Source organism: Variovorax sp. E3 (assembly GCF_016082275.1).
In the GTDB taxonomy this organism is placed as follows: domain Bacteria; phylum Pseudomonadota; class Gammaproteobacteria; order Burkholderiales; family Burkholderiaceae_C; genus Variovorax.
In genome coordinates this window covers 1-15668 of record NZ_MOWM01000170.1, presented here as the reverse complement: position 1 = coordinate 15668, position 15668 = coordinate 1, and the positions used below count along the sequence as shown (strand labels likewise).

The 15668-nt window shown below is 68.5% G+C and carries 11 protein-coding genes and 3 pseudogenes; 11 read left to right on the top strand and 3 right to left on the bottom strand.

Annotated features, from left to right (window positions below):
• Window positions 1-26: 26 nt before the first annotated feature.
• Window positions 27-311 (top strand): annotated as a pseudogene (locus BMG07_RS43365) (CapA family protein); the annotation flags it as partial.
• Between the two features lie 305 nt (window positions 312-616).
• On the opposite strand, the gene BMG07_RS43360 reads toward BMG07_RS43365, so the two are convergent.
• Window positions 617-925: a hypothetical protein gene (locus tag BMG07_RS43360; protein ID WP_269759698.1), complete on the bottom strand. Its 309-nt coding sequence runs from the start codon at window positions 923-925 to the stop codon at window positions 617-619.
• Between the two features lie 21 nt (window positions 926-946).
• Between BMG07_RS43360 and BMG07_RS43355 the strand changes: the two genes are divergently transcribed.
• Genes BMG07_RS43355 through BMG07_RS34835 form a run of 3 tightly spaced genes read left to right on the top strand, consistent with a single transcriptional unit; the run spans window position 947 to window position 4714 of the window.
• Window positions 947-2671 (top strand): UDP-N-acetylmuramoyl-tripeptide--D-alanyl-D-alanine ligase, encoded by a 1725-nt coding sequence (locus tag BMG07_RS43355; protein ID WP_269759697.1) that lies wholly within the window; start codon window positions 947-949, stop codon window positions 2669-2671.
• The gene (locus BMG07_RS34840; protein WP_198088335.1) at window positions 2668-3612 is read left to right on the top strand and encodes a S9 family peptidase; all 945 of its coding nucleotides are present in this window, start codon (window positions 2668-2670) and stop codon (window positions 3610-3612) included. The genes BMG07_RS43355 and BMG07_RS34840 overlap by 4 nt, the downstream gene beginning before the upstream one ends.
• A 22-nt stretch (window positions 3613-3634) precedes the next feature.
• Entirely contained in the window at window positions 3635-4714 is a 1080-nt protein-coding gene (locus tag BMG07_RS34835; protein ID WP_198088334.1) for an aldose epimerase family protein, read from the top strand.
• Between the two features lie 15 nt (window positions 4715-4729).
• Here the strand turns inward: BMG07_RS34835 and BMG07_RS34830 are convergent.
• Window positions 4730-5691, bottom strand: a pseudogene (locus BMG07_RS34830) (SMP-30/gluconolactonase/LRE family protein).
• A 131-nt stretch (window positions 5692-5822) separates the two neighbouring features.
• On the opposite strand from BMG07_RS34830, the gene BMG07_RS34825 reads away from it, so the two are divergent.
• Window positions 5823-6596: an SDR family NAD(P)-dependent oxidoreductase gene (locus tag BMG07_RS34825; RefSeq protein ID WP_198088333.1), complete on the top strand. Its 774-nt coding sequence runs from the start codon at window positions 5823-5825 to the stop codon at window positions 6594-6596.
• A gap of 21 nt (window positions 6597-6617) precedes the next feature.
• Here BMG07_RS34825 and BMG07_RS34820 read toward each other — a convergent pair whose 3' ends face one another.
• Entirely contained in the window at window positions 6618-7577 is a 960-nt protein-coding gene (locus BMG07_RS34820; RefSeq protein ID WP_198088332.1) for a LysR family transcriptional regulator, read from the bottom strand.
• Between the two features lie 144 nt (window positions 7578-7721).
• Between BMG07_RS34820 and BMG07_RS34815 the strand changes: the two genes are divergently transcribed.
• The 6 genes and pseudogenes from BMG07_RS34815 to BMG07_RS34790 all read left to right on the top strand — a co-directional run bounded on the left by BMG07_RS34815 (window position 7722) and on the right by BMG07_RS34790 (window position 15590).
• Window positions 7722-9176, top strand: coding sequence for an aldehyde dehydrogenase family protein (locus tag BMG07_RS34815; RefSeq protein WP_198088331.1), 1455 nt, complete (start codon window positions 7722-7724; stop codon window positions 9174-9176).
• 55 nt (window positions 9177-9231) lie between these two features.
• Complete coding sequence (locus BMG07_RS34810; RefSeq protein WP_198088330.1) at window positions 9232-10197, top strand: ABC transporter substrate-binding protein; 966 nt, start codon at window positions 9232-9234, stop codon at window positions 10195-10197.
• Between the two features lie 12 nt (window positions 10198-10209).
• A complete protein-coding gene (gene chvE / locus BMG07_RS34805) occupies window positions 10210-11283 on the top strand; it encodes a multiple monosaccharide ABC transporter substrate-binding protein (RefSeq protein WP_198088329.1) in 1074 nt (357 codons plus the stop codon).
• Window positions 11284-11333: 50 nt separating this feature from the next.
• The gene (gene mmsA / locus BMG07_RS34800) at window positions 11334-12860 is read left to right on the top strand and encodes a multiple monosaccharide ABC transporter ATP-binding protein (RefSeq protein WP_374221355.1); all 1527 of its coding nucleotides are present in this window, start codon (window positions 11334-11336) and stop codon (window positions 12858-12860) included.
• The gene (mmsB, locus tag BMG07_RS34795; RefSeq protein ID WP_269759696.1) at window positions 12847-14058 is read left to right on the top strand and encodes a multiple monosaccharide ABC transporter permease; all 1212 of its coding nucleotides are present in this window, start codon (window positions 12847-12849) and stop codon (window positions 14056-14058) included. The genes mmsA and mmsB overlap by 14 nt, the downstream gene beginning before the upstream one ends.
• A 12-nt stretch (window positions 14059-14070) precedes the next feature.
• A pseudogene (locus BMG07_RS34790) lies at window positions 14071-15590 on the top strand (sugar ABC transporter ATP-binding protein).
• Window positions 15591-15668 lie beyond the last annotated feature (78 nt).

Below are 15668 nucleotides of genomic sequence, written 5' to 3'. Positions count from 1 at the left end.
GCCCGGCCTTTCGCCGCGCGGGCGGCGTGCGCGTGGCGCTGTTCTCGCTCGACGCCACGCAGCCGCACTTTGCCGCCACCGCCGAGCGCGCGGGCGCGGCGTGGCTGCCGCTGGACAACGCGGCCGAGTGGACCGCCGTGCTCGCGCCGCGCATCGAGGCCGCGCGCCGCGAAGCCGACGTGGTGCTGGTCGCGGTGCACTGGGGCGACAACCTCGAGACCGTGCCGTCGCCCGCCGAAATCGCGGTCGGCCATGCCATCGTCGATGCCGGCGCGGACGCGGTGCTCGGCACCTCGGCGCACGTGCTGCAGGGCATCGAGGTCTATCGCGGCCGGCCGATCCTGCACGACGCGGGCGACCTGCTGTTCGACTCCATCCGCAACGACTTCGGCGACTCGGGCGTGTTCACGCTGGCGTTGGGGCTGCACGGGGTCGAGGCGGTGATGTTCACGCCGGTCGGTGTCGGCTACGGCTTCTCGCGGCAGCTCGCGGGCGAGCAGGCCGTGGCGTTGAGCGCGCGCTTTGCCGAACAGTGCCGCGCGCTCGGCACCGGGATGGTCGCGGTGCAGGACGGGCGTTGCACCCTGCGGCTGTCGCCGCCCGAGCGGCCCGCGCTTCAGCCCGACTCCACGGCGGCGGCCGCCGTGTCGGTGCCACGCGCGGTGCCCGTCATCGCCCCGGTGCGCGCGCCGCGCCCCGAATGGTGGGTCGACGCCGTGCCGGGCGACGCGCGCATGCCGCCGCTGCAGCTCGGCCCGCTGCGCCTGGTGGGGCTGCGTGTCGCGCCCCGGCAGATCGTGGGGCGCCGCATGCTGTGGGTCGAGTCCTTCTGGTCCGTCGACGCGCCCGTGGCGGCCGACCTGCGCCTGCAGTTCCGCGCGCTGCCGATGCGCAGCGCCACCATGCCGACCTGGGGCGAGGGCATGGACCACGACCCTGCGACTGGATGTGGCCCACCAGCCGCTGGGAGCCCGGCCGCATCTACCGCGACCGCTACGGCCTGCGTCCGCCGCGCCCCGGCCTGCTCGAAAGCGACGTGCTGCAGCTCGAAGTGCGCGTGCGCGGCAACCTGCCCGACCTGCCGCCCGCGCGCCGCCTGCATGTGTGGTGCGGCCTGCGCATGCCCGACTTGCCGGTGCCGCTGCCGGAGCGCCCCGCGCCCGTGCTCATGGCGGACCGGCCCGATGCCGGCCCAGGCCCCGGGCCCGGACCCGTGTGGACCGCCGCGCAACTGCAGCAGATCACCGGCGGGCGCTGGCTGGTCGAGCCGCCGCCCGGCTGGTCGGTCAACTCGGTGGTGCGCGGGCCGACCCACATGTCGATGCTGCGGGCGCCGTCGCTGTTCATCGCGTCGGACTACCGCACGCTGGCTGTGCACGAGAGCTACAGCAAGCCGCGCGCCGACAACTGGGACCGCCACCTCGAGCTGGCCGGCCTGCAGCACGCGCTGGCCGGCGCCGTGGTCGCGCATGCGGTCGACGGGCTCGACGCGGCCTTTCCGTTGCTGCAAGTGGACGACCCGATCCGCGCGATGCTCGCGCTCGGTGCCGCCGCGCGGGCGCGTTACCGGGGCTTCGTGGTGGGTGTGACCGGCACGGTCGGCAAGTCGTCCACCATCGCCATGCTGCGCGACCTGCTGCCCGAGCGCGCGCGCGTGCTCACCACGGTCGACAACTACAACTCGCGCGTCGGCGTGCCGGCCATGCTGGCCAACCTCGCGGCCGACGCCGACGTGTGCATTCTCGAAATGGCGCAAAGCGGCCTGTGGATGGAGCGCGGCCCCATCGCGCTGATGGCGCGGCCGCACGTGGCCGTCATCACCGAGATCGGCCTGTCGCAGACCCGGCAGGCCTCGACGCTGGAGCTCACGGCCGAATACAAGTCGCGCATCTTCCTGGGGCTGGAGCCCGGCGGCGTGGCCATCGTGCCCGATCACATCGCCTGCCTGCAGCAGGTGGTGCAGGCGGCGGCGCGCACGGCGGGCGCCATCTGGGTGGTGGGCACGGGGGCCGACGCCAACATCCGCATCGTCGATACACGGCCCGAGCCCGGCGGCGGCTGCCGCGTGCGCATCGCGATGCAGGGGCGCACCGCGGAATACGTCTTTCCGCTCGCGAGCGCGGGGCTGGTGCGCAATTCGGCGCTGGCCTTCGCGGCCTTGCTGGCGATGGGCTTCGACGCCGACGCCGCCTGCGCGCGCATGCCGCACGTGCGGCTGCCCGCGTCGGTGATGCAGGTGCACCCGCTGCGCACGCAGGCCGGCGTGCAGGCCACGCTGGTCGACGACAGCTGGAACGCCGAGGTCATGTCGATGCGCAACGCCATGGAGTTCGTGCGCGGCTTCGAGCGCGCGGCGCACGGGCCGGTCACGCGCAAGATCGGCGTGCTGGGCCGCATCATCAACCTGGACAACGACGCCGAGGCCATGCACCGCAGCCTGGCCGCGCCGCTGCTGCAGTCGGGCATTGCGCACGTGGTCACGCACGGCGACGAAATGCGCTGGCTGCGCGAAGAGGTGCCCGCCGAGCTGCTCGGCCCGCACTTCGACGACGCCGCGCAGCTCGCGGGCTACCTCGGCACGTTCCTGCGCGACGGCGACCTGGTGCTGGTGAAGGGCGATCGCATCGGCTCCGACTTCGGCAGCGTGCCGGGCCTGCTGCAGAAGCTATGACCGCGCTGGCCTTCTTGCGCCGGTATGCGCATGGCGTGCTGCTGTTGCTGTGCGCGCTGGCGCAAACGGCCTGCGCCCAGCGCACCGGCCCCGACGTGCCGCGCCCCTTTGTCCCGAGCAACGACGAGGTGCTGCACTGGAACCAGCCCGCCGACCGCGCGAGCTGCCCCGACCGGCCCGGCTTCCTGTGGGTGCGGCCGGTCGAAGGGCCGGCCTGCATCCGCTACTTCGCGAGCGATGACATCGACGGCGCGCGCATGGCCATCGTGCAGTTCTCGGGCGACCGCGACAGCGTGATGGACCAGGCGCCCACACGCATTCCAGGCAACACCGAGCCGCTGCGCACGCTCGACGCGCAGCGCAGCCGCGACCGCGCGGGCGTGCCGTGGATCTTTGTCGCGCGGCCTGGCACCTACGGCTCGTCGGGCGACCACCGCCAGCGCCGGCAGTTGGTGGAGTTCCATGCGCTGGACGCCGCGCTCGACGCGCTCATGCAGCGCCACAAGCTGCAGCGCATCGTCATCGTGGGCCACAGCGGCGGCGCCACGGCGGGCGCCGCGCTGCTCACGCTGGGCCGCACGCGCGTGGCCTGCGCGGTGCTGACATCGGGCGCCTACGGGCTGCTGGAGCGCGCGAAGCTGCTGGGCCGCTCGAACGGCGGGCGCACCGACACCACCGGCAGCGCGCAGTTCTACGACCCGCTCGAGCACGTGGGCGGCATCGCGCGCGACCCGTCGCGGCGCATCGTCCTGATCGGCAACCGCGACGACCAGAACACGCCCTTCGCGCTGCAGCAGCGCTTTGCCGACGCGGTGGGCAAGGCCGGGCACCGCGTCGAGATCCGCACGCACGCGGCCGAGCCGCCCGAGTTTCACGACCTCACGGACCGCATCGGCCTGCGCACCGCCTCGCTGTGCGCGCGCGAGGCGCTGTTTCCGTAGCCAGCCCGCAGGACGAACGCACATGCACAGCAGCAGCCCCATCACCTCGCGCGACCTCGGCCGCATGCCCGACGGCCGCGCCGTCACCGAGTACACGCTCGACAACGGCCGGGGCCTGCGCCTGAGCACCATCAACCTCGGCGGCATCGTCACCGCGCTGCACGTGCCCGACCGGCACGGGCAGGCCGCGAACGTGGTGCTGGGCCTGCCGACATTGGCGGATTATCGGAAGCCGCATCCGCACTTCGGCACCATCGTCGGGCGCTTCGCGAACCGCATCGCGGCGGGGCGCTTCACGCTCGAAGGCACGGCGCACCAGGTCGGCCTGAACGACGGTGTCAATTCGCTGCATGGCGGCGCGAAGGGCTTCGGCACGCGCTACTGGGACATCGTGCCGCTCGCGGCCGAAGACGCGGGCGGCGACATCGCCATCGAACTGCGCCACACCAGCGCCGACGGCGAAGAGGGCTACCCCGGCGAGCTGCGGCTCACGGTGCGCTACACGTTGAGCGCAACCGCCAACACCTGGCGCATCGACTACAGCGCGCTGACCGACAAGCCCACGGTGCTGAACCTGAGCCACCACGACTACTTCAACCTCGCGGGCAGCGGCTCGGTGATGGACCACCGGCTGACGCTGCCGGCAAGCCGCTACTGCCCGGTCGACGCCACGCTGATCCCGACCGGCCTGGCCGAGGTGGCCGCGACGCCGTTCGACTTTCGCACGCCCACGCGCATCGGCGATCGCATCCGCGAAGGGCACGAACAGCTGCTGCTCGCGCACGGCTACGACCACAACTGGGTGCTCGACCGTGGCAACGTGCAGCAAGGTTTGGCGCTTGCGGCGCGCCTCGAGCACGAGGCCTCGGGCCGCGTGATGGAAGTGCACACCAGCGAGCCCGGCGTGCAGTTCTACTCGGGCAATTTTCTCGACGGCAGCCTCTTCGGCAGCGCGGGCGCGAGCCTGCGGCAGGGCGACGGGCTGTGCCTGGAAACGCAGCACTTTCCCGATTCGCCGAACCGGCCGGAGTTTCCGTCAACGGTGCTGCGGCCGGGCGAGCGCTTCCACAGCGCGACCGAGCACCGCTTCAGCGTCGGCTGACGCCTTGAGCAGCCCTCAGCCTGCGAACAGCGCCGCCGGCACGCCGGGGCTGTCGATGCGCACCTTGAAGAGCCCACCCGCGAGCGGCTCGGCCGCCTGTTGTTCGGGCGTGAGGCTGTTGCGCGCGGTCGTGATGTAGAGCGTGCGCAGGTCGCGTCGCCGAAGGCGCAGTCGGTGACGTGGCTCGCGGGCAGCGCGATGCGGCACAGCTCGGCCGCGCTCACCGGGTCGTGGCAGGTGACGCACGAACCGCCCCAGTGCGCGATCCACAGGCGGCCGCCCGCGTCGGTGGTCATGCCGTCGGGCAGGCCGTCGGGCTTGGGAAAACGGTGCCACTCGCGCCGCATCGACACGGTGCCCGCGTCCATGTCGAAGTCGTAGGCGTAGAGCTTGTTGAGCACCGTGTTGTTGAAGTACATGGTGCGGCCGTCGCCCGACCACGTCGGGCCGTTGGTCACCTCGAAGCCGTCGTCGTGCCGCGTGCAGCGGCCGTCGGCGTCGTAGCGGTAGAGCGCGCCGGTGGGCGCCTTGCAATCGAAGTCCATGCTGCCGGCCCAGAAGCGGCCGCGGCTGTCGCACTTGCCGTCGTTGAAGCGGTTGCCGGTGCGCTCGGTCTCGGGCTGGTGCAGGTAGCGCGGCTTGGCGGTGTCGCCGGGCGCGGTGGTGTCGAACAGCGCGAAGCCGCGCCGCAGCGTGATGAAGAGGCCGGGGGCCGAGGCGCGCTCGGCGATGGCGGTGATCTCTTCGTCGAAGGTCCAGGTGCGCTGCGCGCCGCTCACGGGGTCGTAGCGGAACAGGCGCGGCGTGAGGATGTCGATCCAGTAGAGCGCCTGCTCGCGCTGTGACCACAGCGTGCCTTCGCCGAGGTTGGCGCCGGCGGGCCAGATGCATTCGGCCTCGCCCGCCACGGTGGGCACCGCAAGCGAGGGAGAAGAAGAGGGGGAATGGGAAGGGGTGCTTGTCTCTGCCTTGTTCATTGTTGTTCCTCGTCACGTCATCTTGACGCCGCGGATCGTATCAAGGCATATTGATAATAGAAATTGAAAATACTGGCATCAATTGATATGCGTTTTGCAATGTCATATGCCGGGGCACCTGGAGACACTTCTTGAATTCCCCCCAGCTTTCCATTCATCCGAGCCTGAAGGGCCGCACGGTGTTCGTCACCGGTGGCGGCAGCGGCATCGGCGCGGCCATCGTCGGCGCGTTCGCGGCGCAGGGCGCGCGCGTGGCTTTCATCGACATCGCCGAGGGCGCGAGCGCGCAACTCGCCAAGCAGATCGTCGAGGCCGGCCATGCGGCGCCGTGGTGGCGCGCCTGCGACGTGCGCGACATCGGCGCGCTGCAAAAGGCCATCGCTGACGCGGCGGCCGAACTCGGCGACTTCGCGGTGCTGGTCAACAACGTGGCCAGCGACGACCGCCACACGCTCGAGTCAGTCACGCCCGACTACTACGACAACCGCATGGCCATCAACGAGCGGCCGGCGCTGTTCGCCATTCAATCGGTGGTGCCGGGCATGAAGCGGCTGGGCTTCGGCTCGGTGGTCAACCTGGGCTCCACGGGCTGGCAGACCAAGGGCTCGGGCTACCCCTGCTACGCCATCGCCAAGTCGTCGGTGAACGGCCTCACGCGCGGTCTCGCGGTGGACCTGGGCCGCGACCGCATCCGCATCAACACCGTGTCGCCCGGCTGGGTGATGACCGAGCGGCAGGTCAAGCTGTGGCTCGACGACGAGGGCGAGCAGGCCTTGAAGCGCAACCAGTGCCTGCCCGACAAGCTGCTGCCCGAGGACATCGCGCGCATGGTGCTGTTCCTCGCGTCGGACGATGCGCGCATGTGCACCGCGCAGGAGTTCACGGTCGACGCCGGCTGGACCTGAACGCCCGCCGAAAGCGCGCCGTCAGTTGGCGTCGAGCCGCTTGCCGTACACGCTCATGCTCGCCGTCTTCAGCGCCTTCATCATCACCTTCGCCGCCGGCGACAGCAGCCGGTCGGTGCGCGTGATGATGCCGAAGGCGTCCATGTGGCAGGGCATGTCCAGCGGCAGCAGCGACACGATGCCGTGCGCCGCGTAGTAGCGCGCCACGTCGGTCGCCAGCACCGCCACCATGTCGCTCTGCTGCAGCATGCGCGTGATGAAGAGCAGGGCCGAGCTCTCGATGATGTTGGTCGGCGGCGCCAGGCCTTCTTCCTGGAACATCAGCTCGAAGCGGTGCCGCAGCACGCTGCCCGCGGGCGGCACGATCCAGCCCGCGCTCACCACGTCGCGCAGCGTGAGCCCGCTCTCGCCCAGCAGCGGATGGCCCGGGCGCACCAGCGCGCACACGGGCTCTTCGCTCAAGGCCTCGTAGCGCAGCTGCGACTTGTCGTGCTCGGCGAAGAGACGCGCCACCAGGATGTCGAGCTTGCCCTGCTCGAGCCGCTCGATCAGCACCGGGCTGGTTTCTATTTCGAGCGCCACGCGCAGGTCGGGCTGCTCGCGCTTGACCATCGCCACGGCGGGCGGCAGCAGCGTGAGCCCCGGCGCGGTGATGGCGCCCACGCTCACGTTGCCGAAGCGCCCGGCCTTCAGTGCCGTGAGCTCGTCGTGCGCCTGGTTCAGGCTGGCGAGCGCCACGCGGGCGTGGCGGATCATGGTCTCGCCGTACCAGGTCGGGCGCATGCCGCGCGGCAGGCGCTCGAACAGCGACACCTCCAGCACGTCTTCCAGGTCTTTGAGCAACTTGGAGGCCGCGGGCTGCGTCATGTTGAGCACCTGCGCCGCGCGATGGATGTTGCCTTCCTCGGCCAGCGCCACCAGCAACAGCAGTTGCCGGGTCTTCAGGCGTGCACGAATGAACCAGTGGTTGTAGTTGGTCATTTTTCTTGAAACCAAGGACTGATGGGGTTTTCCAGAATCCGGCGATCGATATGCATTTTGCTTAAAAAACGATTGGATCGATATCGATTTTGTTCCTAGACTGGCCCGCACATCCAGAACAACAGAGACAAGGTCGGCGCCACGGTGATTCACGGCGAGATCCATCAGCAGGTGCGGCAGTACATCAATGGCCGCTGGGAAACCAGCGCGACCACCGGTGTGCGCGCCAACCCGTCGGACACCAGCGAGGTGGTCGCCGAGTACGCCCGCGCCGATCGCCGCCAGGCGGAGTTCGCCATCCGCGCGGCCACCGAAGCCTTTCCCCACTGGAGCCACAGCACGCCGCAGCGGCGCGCCGACGTGCTCGACCGCATCGGCGCCGAGCTGCTCGCACGCAAGGACGAGCTGGGCCTGCTGCTTGCGCGCGAAGAAGGCAAGACGCTGCCCGAGGCCGTGGCCGAGGCGGCGCGCGCGGGCCAGGTCTTCAAGTTCTTCGCGGGCGAGGCGCTGCGCGGCGGTGGCGGCGAGAACGTGGCCTCGGTGCGCGCGGGCGTGCAGGTCGACGTCACGCGCGAGCCGGTCGGCGTGGTCGGGCTCATCACGCCGTGGAACTCGCCCTTCGTCATTCCGGCCTCGAAGATCGCGCCCGCGCTGGCCCACGGCAACAGCGTGGTGTTCAAGCCGGCCGAGCTGGTGCCGGCCTGCGGCTGGGCGCTGGCCGAGATCATCAGCCGCGCGGCCTTGCCCGCCGGGGCCTTCAACCTCGTGATGGGCAGCGGCCGCGAAGTGGGGCAGGCGCTGGTCGACAGCGCATTGGTCGACGCGCTGAGCTTCACGGGCTCCATGGCCAACGGCGAGCGCATCCTGCAGGCGGTCGCCGCGCGGCGCGCCAAGGTGCAGCTCGAAACGGGCGGGCGCAATGCGCTGGTGGTGCTGGCCGATGCCGACCTTGACCGCGCGGTCGACTGCGCGGTGCAGGGCGCCTACTTTTCCGCCGGCCAGCGCTGCACCGCGTCGAGCCGGCTCATCGTCGAGGCGCCGGTGCACGACGCCTTCGTGGCCAAGCTGCGCCAGCGGCTGCAGGCGCTGAAGATCGGCCACGCGCTGGAGCGCGGCATCGACATCGGCCCCGTGGCCGACGAAGAGCGCCTGGCGCACAACCTCGCCTGGGTCGACATCGCGCGCGAAGAAGGGGCCGAGCACGTGTGGGGCGGCGAGGCGCTCGAGCGCAGCACCACCGGCCACTACATGAGCCCCGCGCTGTTCCTGGCCCGCTCCTCGCACCGCATCGCGCGCGAAGAGCTCTTCGGCCCGATGGCCTGCGTGCTGCGCGCCGACGACTACGACGACGCGCTGGCCCTGTGCAACGACACGCCCTTCGGCCTGTGCGCGGGCATCTGCACCAACTCGCTGAAGCACGCCATGCATTTCAGGCGCCATGCCGTGGTCGGCATGACGATGGTCAATCTGCCGACCGCGGGGGTGGACTTCCATGTGCCCTTCGGCGGCCGCAAGGGGTCGGGCTACGGGCCGCGCGAACAAGGGCGCCACGCCGCGGAGTTCTACACGACGGTGAAGACTGGCTACATGCTGGCCTGAGCCGACACAAGAGACGGTCCTCAAACAAGCAAGCCAACAGAGAAGGAGACATCCCATGACCATGAATCGCCGCACCCTCAACACCGCGCTCGCCGCCGCCGCCCTGGGCGGCATGTTGCCCGTTTCGGTCTTCGCGCAGAAGAAGCTCGTGCTGGGCTTTGCGCAGGTGGGCGCCGAGAGCGAATGGCGCACCGCCAACACCGAGTCGATCAAGTCGTCCGCCAAGGACGCGGGCATCGAGCTGAAGTTCTCCGACGCGCAGCAGAAGCAGGAAAACCAGATCAAGGCCATCCGCTCGTACATCGCGCAGAAGGTCGACGTGATCGCGTTCTCGCCCGTGGTCGAGTCGGGCTGGGAAACCGTGCTGCGCGAAGCCAAGGCCGCCAAGATCCCGGTGGTGCTGACCGACCGCTCGGTGAGCACCAAGGACGACACGCTCTACGTCACCTTCATGGGCTCCGACTTCATCGAGGAAGGCCGCAAGGCCGGCCGCTGGCTGGTCGAGAAGATGAAGGACCAGAAGGGCGACGTGAACATCGTCGAGCTGCAGGGCACCGTGGGCTCGGCCCCGGCCATCGACCGCAAGAAGGGCTTCGAGGAAATCATCAAGGCCGACCCGAAGTTCAAGATCATCCGCTCGCAGACCGGCGACTTCACGCGCGCCAAGGGCAAGGAGGTGATGGAAGCCTTCCTGAAGGCCGACGGCAAGAAGATCAACGTGCTGTTCGCGCACAACGACGACATGGCCATCGGCGCCATCCAGGCCATCGAGGAAGCGGGCCTGAAGCCCGCGAAAGACATCACCATCATTTCCATCGACGGCGTGAAGGGCGCCTTCGAAGCCATGATCGCCGGCAAGCTCAACGTGTCGGTCGAATGCAGCCCGCTGCTCGGGCCGCAGCTCATGCAGGCGGTGAAGGACATCAAGGACGGCAAGACGCTGCCCAAGCGCATCGTGACGGTCGAGAGCATCTTCCCCATGGAAGTCGCGGCCAAAGAGTTTCCCAACCGCAAGTACTGAGAACAACATCCTATGAAACGCAACTTCCTCAAGGCATCGCTGGCCGGCATCGCGCTGGCCGTCACGGGCCTTTCGCCGCTGCTGGCCCATGCGCAGGACAAGGGCCTGATCGCCATCTCGATGCCCACCAAGTCGTCGGCCCGCTGGATCGCCGACGGCGCCAACATGGCCAAGTACTTCAAGGACAAGGGCTACAAGACCGACCTGCAGTACGCCGACGACGACATTCCCAACCAGCTCGCGCAGATCGAGAACATGGTGACCAAGGGCTCCAAGGTGCTGGTCATCGCGGCCATCGACGGCACCACGCTGTCCGACGTGCTGCAGAAGGCGGCCGACAAGGGCGTGAAGGTCATCGCGTACGACCGGCTCATCAAGGGCTCGAAGAACGTCGACTACTACGCTACCTTCGACAACTTCCAGGTGGGCGTGCTGCAGGCGCAATCGATCGAGAACGCGCTGGGCCTGAAGAGCGGCAAGGGCCCGTTCAACATCGAGCTGTTCGGCGGCTCGCCCGACGACAACAACGCCTTCTTCTTCTACAACGGCGCGATGTCGGTGTTCGAGCCCTACCTCAAGAGCGGCAAGCTCGTGGTGCGCAGCAAGCAGATGGGCATGGACAAGGTCGGCACCCTGCGCTGGGACGGCGCGGTGGCGCAGGCGCGCATGGACAACCTGCTGTCGGCCTACTACACCAAGGACCGCATCGACGCGGTGCTGTCGCCGTACGACGGAATTTCCATCGGCATTCTCTCGTCGCTCAAGGGCGTGGGCTACGGCTCGGCCTCGCAGCCGATGCCCGTCGTCTCGGGGCAGGACGCCGAGGTGCCTTCGGTCAAGTCGATCCTGCGCAAGGAGCAGACCTCGACCGTGTTCAAGGACACGCGCGAACTGGCCAAGGTGACGGTGGCCATGGTGGACGCGATGCTCTCGGGCAAGCAGCCCGAGGTGAACGACACCAAGACCTACAACAACGGCATCAAGGTCGTGCCTTCCTACCTGCTCAAGCCGGTGAGCGTGGATGCATCGAACTGGAAGCCGGTGCTGATCGACAGCGGCTACTACAAGGAAAGCCAGGTGAAGTGAGCATGGCCCAGGGAGTGAAAAACAACAACGAAGAGCGCACGATTCTCGAGATGCGCGGAATCACCAAGACGTTTCCCGGGGTGAAAGCCCTGAGCAACGTCAACCTCGCGGTGCGCGCGGGGGAGATCCACGCGGTGGTGGGAGAAAACGGCGCCGGCAAGTCGACGCTCATGAAGGTGCTGAGCGGCGTGTACCCGTGCGACTCGTACACCGGCGACATCCGTTTCGAGGACGAGGTGCGCCGCTTCAAGGGCATCGCCGACAGCGAGAAGCTCGGCATCATCATCATCCACCAGGAGCTGGCGCTGGTGCCGCTGCTGTCGATTGCCGAGAACATCTTCCTGGGCAACGAGATCACGCGCGGCGGCGTGATCGACTGGTTCGCCGCCTATGCGAAGACGCGCGAGCTGCTGGCCAAGGTCGGCCTGAAGGAGCCGCCCACCACGCTCGTGACCGACCTGGGCGTGGGCAAGCAGCAGCTGGTGGAAATTGCCAAGGCACTCGCGAAAGAGGTGAAGCTGCTGATCCTCGACGAGCCCACCGCCAGCCTCAACGAGAAGGACAGCGACGCGCTGCTGATGCTGCTGCTGGAGCTCAAGCGCCAGGGCATTGCGTCGATCCTCATCTCGCACAAGCTCAACGAGATCTCGAAGGTGGCCGACTCGGTGACCGTGCTGCGCGACGGCGCCACGGTCGAGACCATCGACTGCCGCGACCAGCCGATCAGCGAGGACCGCATCATCCGCGGCATGGTGGGGCGCGACATGGCGCACCGCTATCCGCAGCGCGCGCCGAAGATCGGCCAGACCGTGCTCGAGGTGCGCGACTGGCGCGTGCACCACGCGCTGCACGCCGACCGCGAGCAGATCAAGGGCGTGAGCCTGAACGTGCGCCAGGGCGAGATCGTCGGCATCGCGGGCCTCATGGGCGCGGGCCGCACCGAACTGGCCATGAGCGTGTTCGGCCGCTCCTACGGCCAGCGCATCAGCGGCGAAGTGCGCATGCACGGTAAGCCGGTCGACGTGAGCACGGTGCGCAAGGCCATCGACCATGGCATTGCCTACGTCACCGAAGACCGCAAGGGCCTGGGGCTGGTGCTGGAGGAAGACATCCGCCAGAACATCAGCCTGGCGAACCTCGACGCGATTGCCGAGCGCTCGGTGATCGACAACGGCCGCGAATTCAAGGTGGCCAACGAGTACCGCAAGGCGCTCAACATCCGCTGCTCGGGCGTCGAGCAGCTGGTGGTCAACCTGTCGGGAGGCAACCAGCAGAAGGTGGTGTTGAGCAAATGGCTCTTCACCAGGCCCGAACTGCTGATCCTGGACGAGCCCACGCGCGGCATCGACGTGGGCGCCAAGTACGAGATCTACACCATCATCGACCAGCTCGCGAACGAGGGCAAAGGCATTCTCATGATTTCTTCTGAACTGCCGGAACTGCTCGGCATGTGCGACCGCATCTACGTGATGAACGAGGGCCGCTTCGTGGCCGAGTTCACGGCGGCCGAAGCCTCGCAGGAACGCATCATGCACGCCATCGTGAGCGCAGGGAGTTCCGTCCATGTCGCAGCCTGAAGTCAACGCGGTGAAGACCGCCGTCCCCCTGGCCGATGCGCCGAAACTGCATGCGGGCTTCCTGAAGAACAACCTGCGCGAGTACGGCATGCTGATCTCGCTGGTCGCGATCATGGTGCTGTTCCAGGTGCTGACCGACGGCACCTTGCTGCGCCCGCTCAACCTCACCAACCTGCTGCTGCAGAACAGCTACGTGGTCATCATGGCGCTGGGCATGCTGCTGGTGATCGTGGCCGGGCACATCGACCTGTCGGTGGGCTCGGTGTGCGGCTTCATCGGCGCGCTGGCGGCGGTGCTGATGGTGGAGTACGAATGGCACTTCGTGCCCACGGCCATCGTGAGCATCGTGGCGGGCGCCGTCATCGGCGCGGCGCAGGGCTGGTTCGTGGCGTTCCGCAAGATCCCGTCGTTCATCGTCACGCTGGCGGGCATGCTGGTGTTCAAGGGGCTCACGCTGGCGCTGCTGGCCGGGCAGTCGGTGGGGCCGTTCCCCGAGGCGTTCCAGCGCCTCAGCTCGGGCTTCATTCCCGATCCGCTGGGCGGCGATGCGTTGCGCACCACCTCGCTGGTGGTCGGCGTGGTGGCCGCGGCGGCGCTGGTGTTCTTCAAGCTGCGCGGTCGCGCCAAGCTGGCGGCGCACGGCATGGAGCAGGAGCCCTATGCCTTCTTCCTGGTGAAGAACCTGTTCTTCGCGGCCGTGATCGTCTTCTTCAGCTACCTGCTCTCGACCTACAAGGGCCTGCCGAACGTGCTGATCGTCATGGCGGTGCTGATCGTGGTGTACGACTTCGTCACCAACCGCACCACCGTCGGCCGGCGCATCTACGCGCTGGGCGGCAACGAGAAGGCGGCGCGGCTGTCGGGCGTGAAGACGCAGCGGCTCGCGTTCCTCACCTTCGTGAACATGGGCGCGCTTGCGGCGCTGGCGGGCCTGGTGTTCGCGGCGCGGCTGAACACGGCCACGCCCAAGGCGGGCCTGGGCTTCGAGCTCGACGTGATCGCCGCCTGCTTCATCGGCGGCGCCTCGGCCTCGGGCGGCGTGGGCCGCGTGATGGGCGCGGTCATCGGCGCCTTCATCATGGGCGTGATGAACAACGGCATGTCGATCCTGGGCATCGGCATCGACTACCAGCAGGTCATCAAGGGCCTGGTGCTGCTGGCGGCGGTGTTCGTCGACGTGTACAACAAGAACAAGTAGCGGCACCCACCCATGACGGACGGCACCCCCGGCCCCGTGCTCGCGCTGCGGGGCATCCACAAGCAGTTCGGCGGCATCCCGGTGCTGCGCGATGTGCGGCTCGATCTGTACCCGGGCGAGATCCACGCGCTGATGGGGCAGAACGGCGCGGGCAAGTCGACGCTCATCAAGGTACTGACGGGTGTGCTGCCCTCGAGCGGCGGCGAGATGCGCCTCGAAGGCCAGCCGATTCGCCCCGCCTCGCCGCTGGACGCGCAGAAGCTGGGCATCAGCACGGTCTACCAGGAAGTGAACCTGTGCCCGAACCTGTCGGTGGCCGAGAACGTGTTCGCGGGCCGCTACCCGCGCTGCGGCGCGGTGCAGGGTTTTCGCATCGACTGGGCGGCGGTGAATCGGCGCGCCGAAGAACTGCTGGCGCGCATCGGCTGGACATCGACGTGACGCGGCTGCTGTCGAGCTACTCGGTGGCGGTGCAGCAGATGGTCGCCATCGCGCGGGCGCTGGGCGTGTCGTCGAAGGTGCTGATCCTCGACGAGCCGACATCGAGCCTGGACGACGACGAGGTCGAGAAGCTGTTCGAGGTGCTGCGGCGCTTGCGTGGCGAGGGGCTGGCGATCGTGTTCGTCACGCACTTTTTGAACCAGATGTACGCGGTGTCGGACCGCATCACGGTGCTGCGCAACGGCAGCTGGATCGGCGAGTGGAAGGCCGCCGACCTCGGGCCTCAGGCATTGATCGCCGCGATGCTGGGGCGCGAGCTGGCGGCGCAGTCGGCAAGGCCTGCCGCATTGCCCGCGTTCGACGAGGCGGCGCCCGCGTTGCTGCAGGCCGAAGGGCTGGGGCAGGCCGGGCAGTTGCAGGCGACGGACCTGCGCGTGCGCGCCGGCGAAGTCGTCGGCATCGCGGGTCTGCTAGGTGCGGGTCGCACGGAGCTGGCGCGCCTGCTGTTCGGCCTCGAATCGCCCGACCGCGGCGTGCTCAAGGTCGACGGCCGCAGCGTCGGTTTTTCGAACCCGGCCGATGCGATACGTGAAGGGCTGGCGCTGTGTCCCGAAGAACGCAAGACCGACGGCATCGTCGCCGAGCTCTCGGTGCGCGAGAACATCGCATTGGCATTGCAGGCGCGGCTGGGCACGAAGCGTTTTCTCTCGCATGCCGAACAGACTGCGATGGCCGAGCGCTTCGTTGCGTCGCTGGGCATCAAGACGGCGAGCGTCGAAACCCCCATCGGCCTGCTGTCCGGCGGCAACCAGCAGAAGGCCATGATCGCGCGCTGGCTCGCGACCGAGCCGCGCCTGCTGATCCTGGACGAACCCACGCGCGGCATCGACGTGGCGGCCAAGCAGGAAATCATGGAAGAAATCCTGCGGCTCGCGAAGGCGGGCATGGCGGTGATCTTCATCTCGTCGGAAATGAGCGAGGTGGTGCGCGTGGCGCATCGCATCGTGGTGCTGAGGGACCGGAAGAAGGTGGGGGAGCTGCCGGGGGGCAGTTCGGAGGACGAGGTCTACGAAATGATTGCAGCTGCATGACGCAAGCACCTGTCTCGTCTTTCTCCCTCCCCCGCTGGGGGAGGGCAGGGGTGGGGGCGCGCGGCCTCACCATCGCGC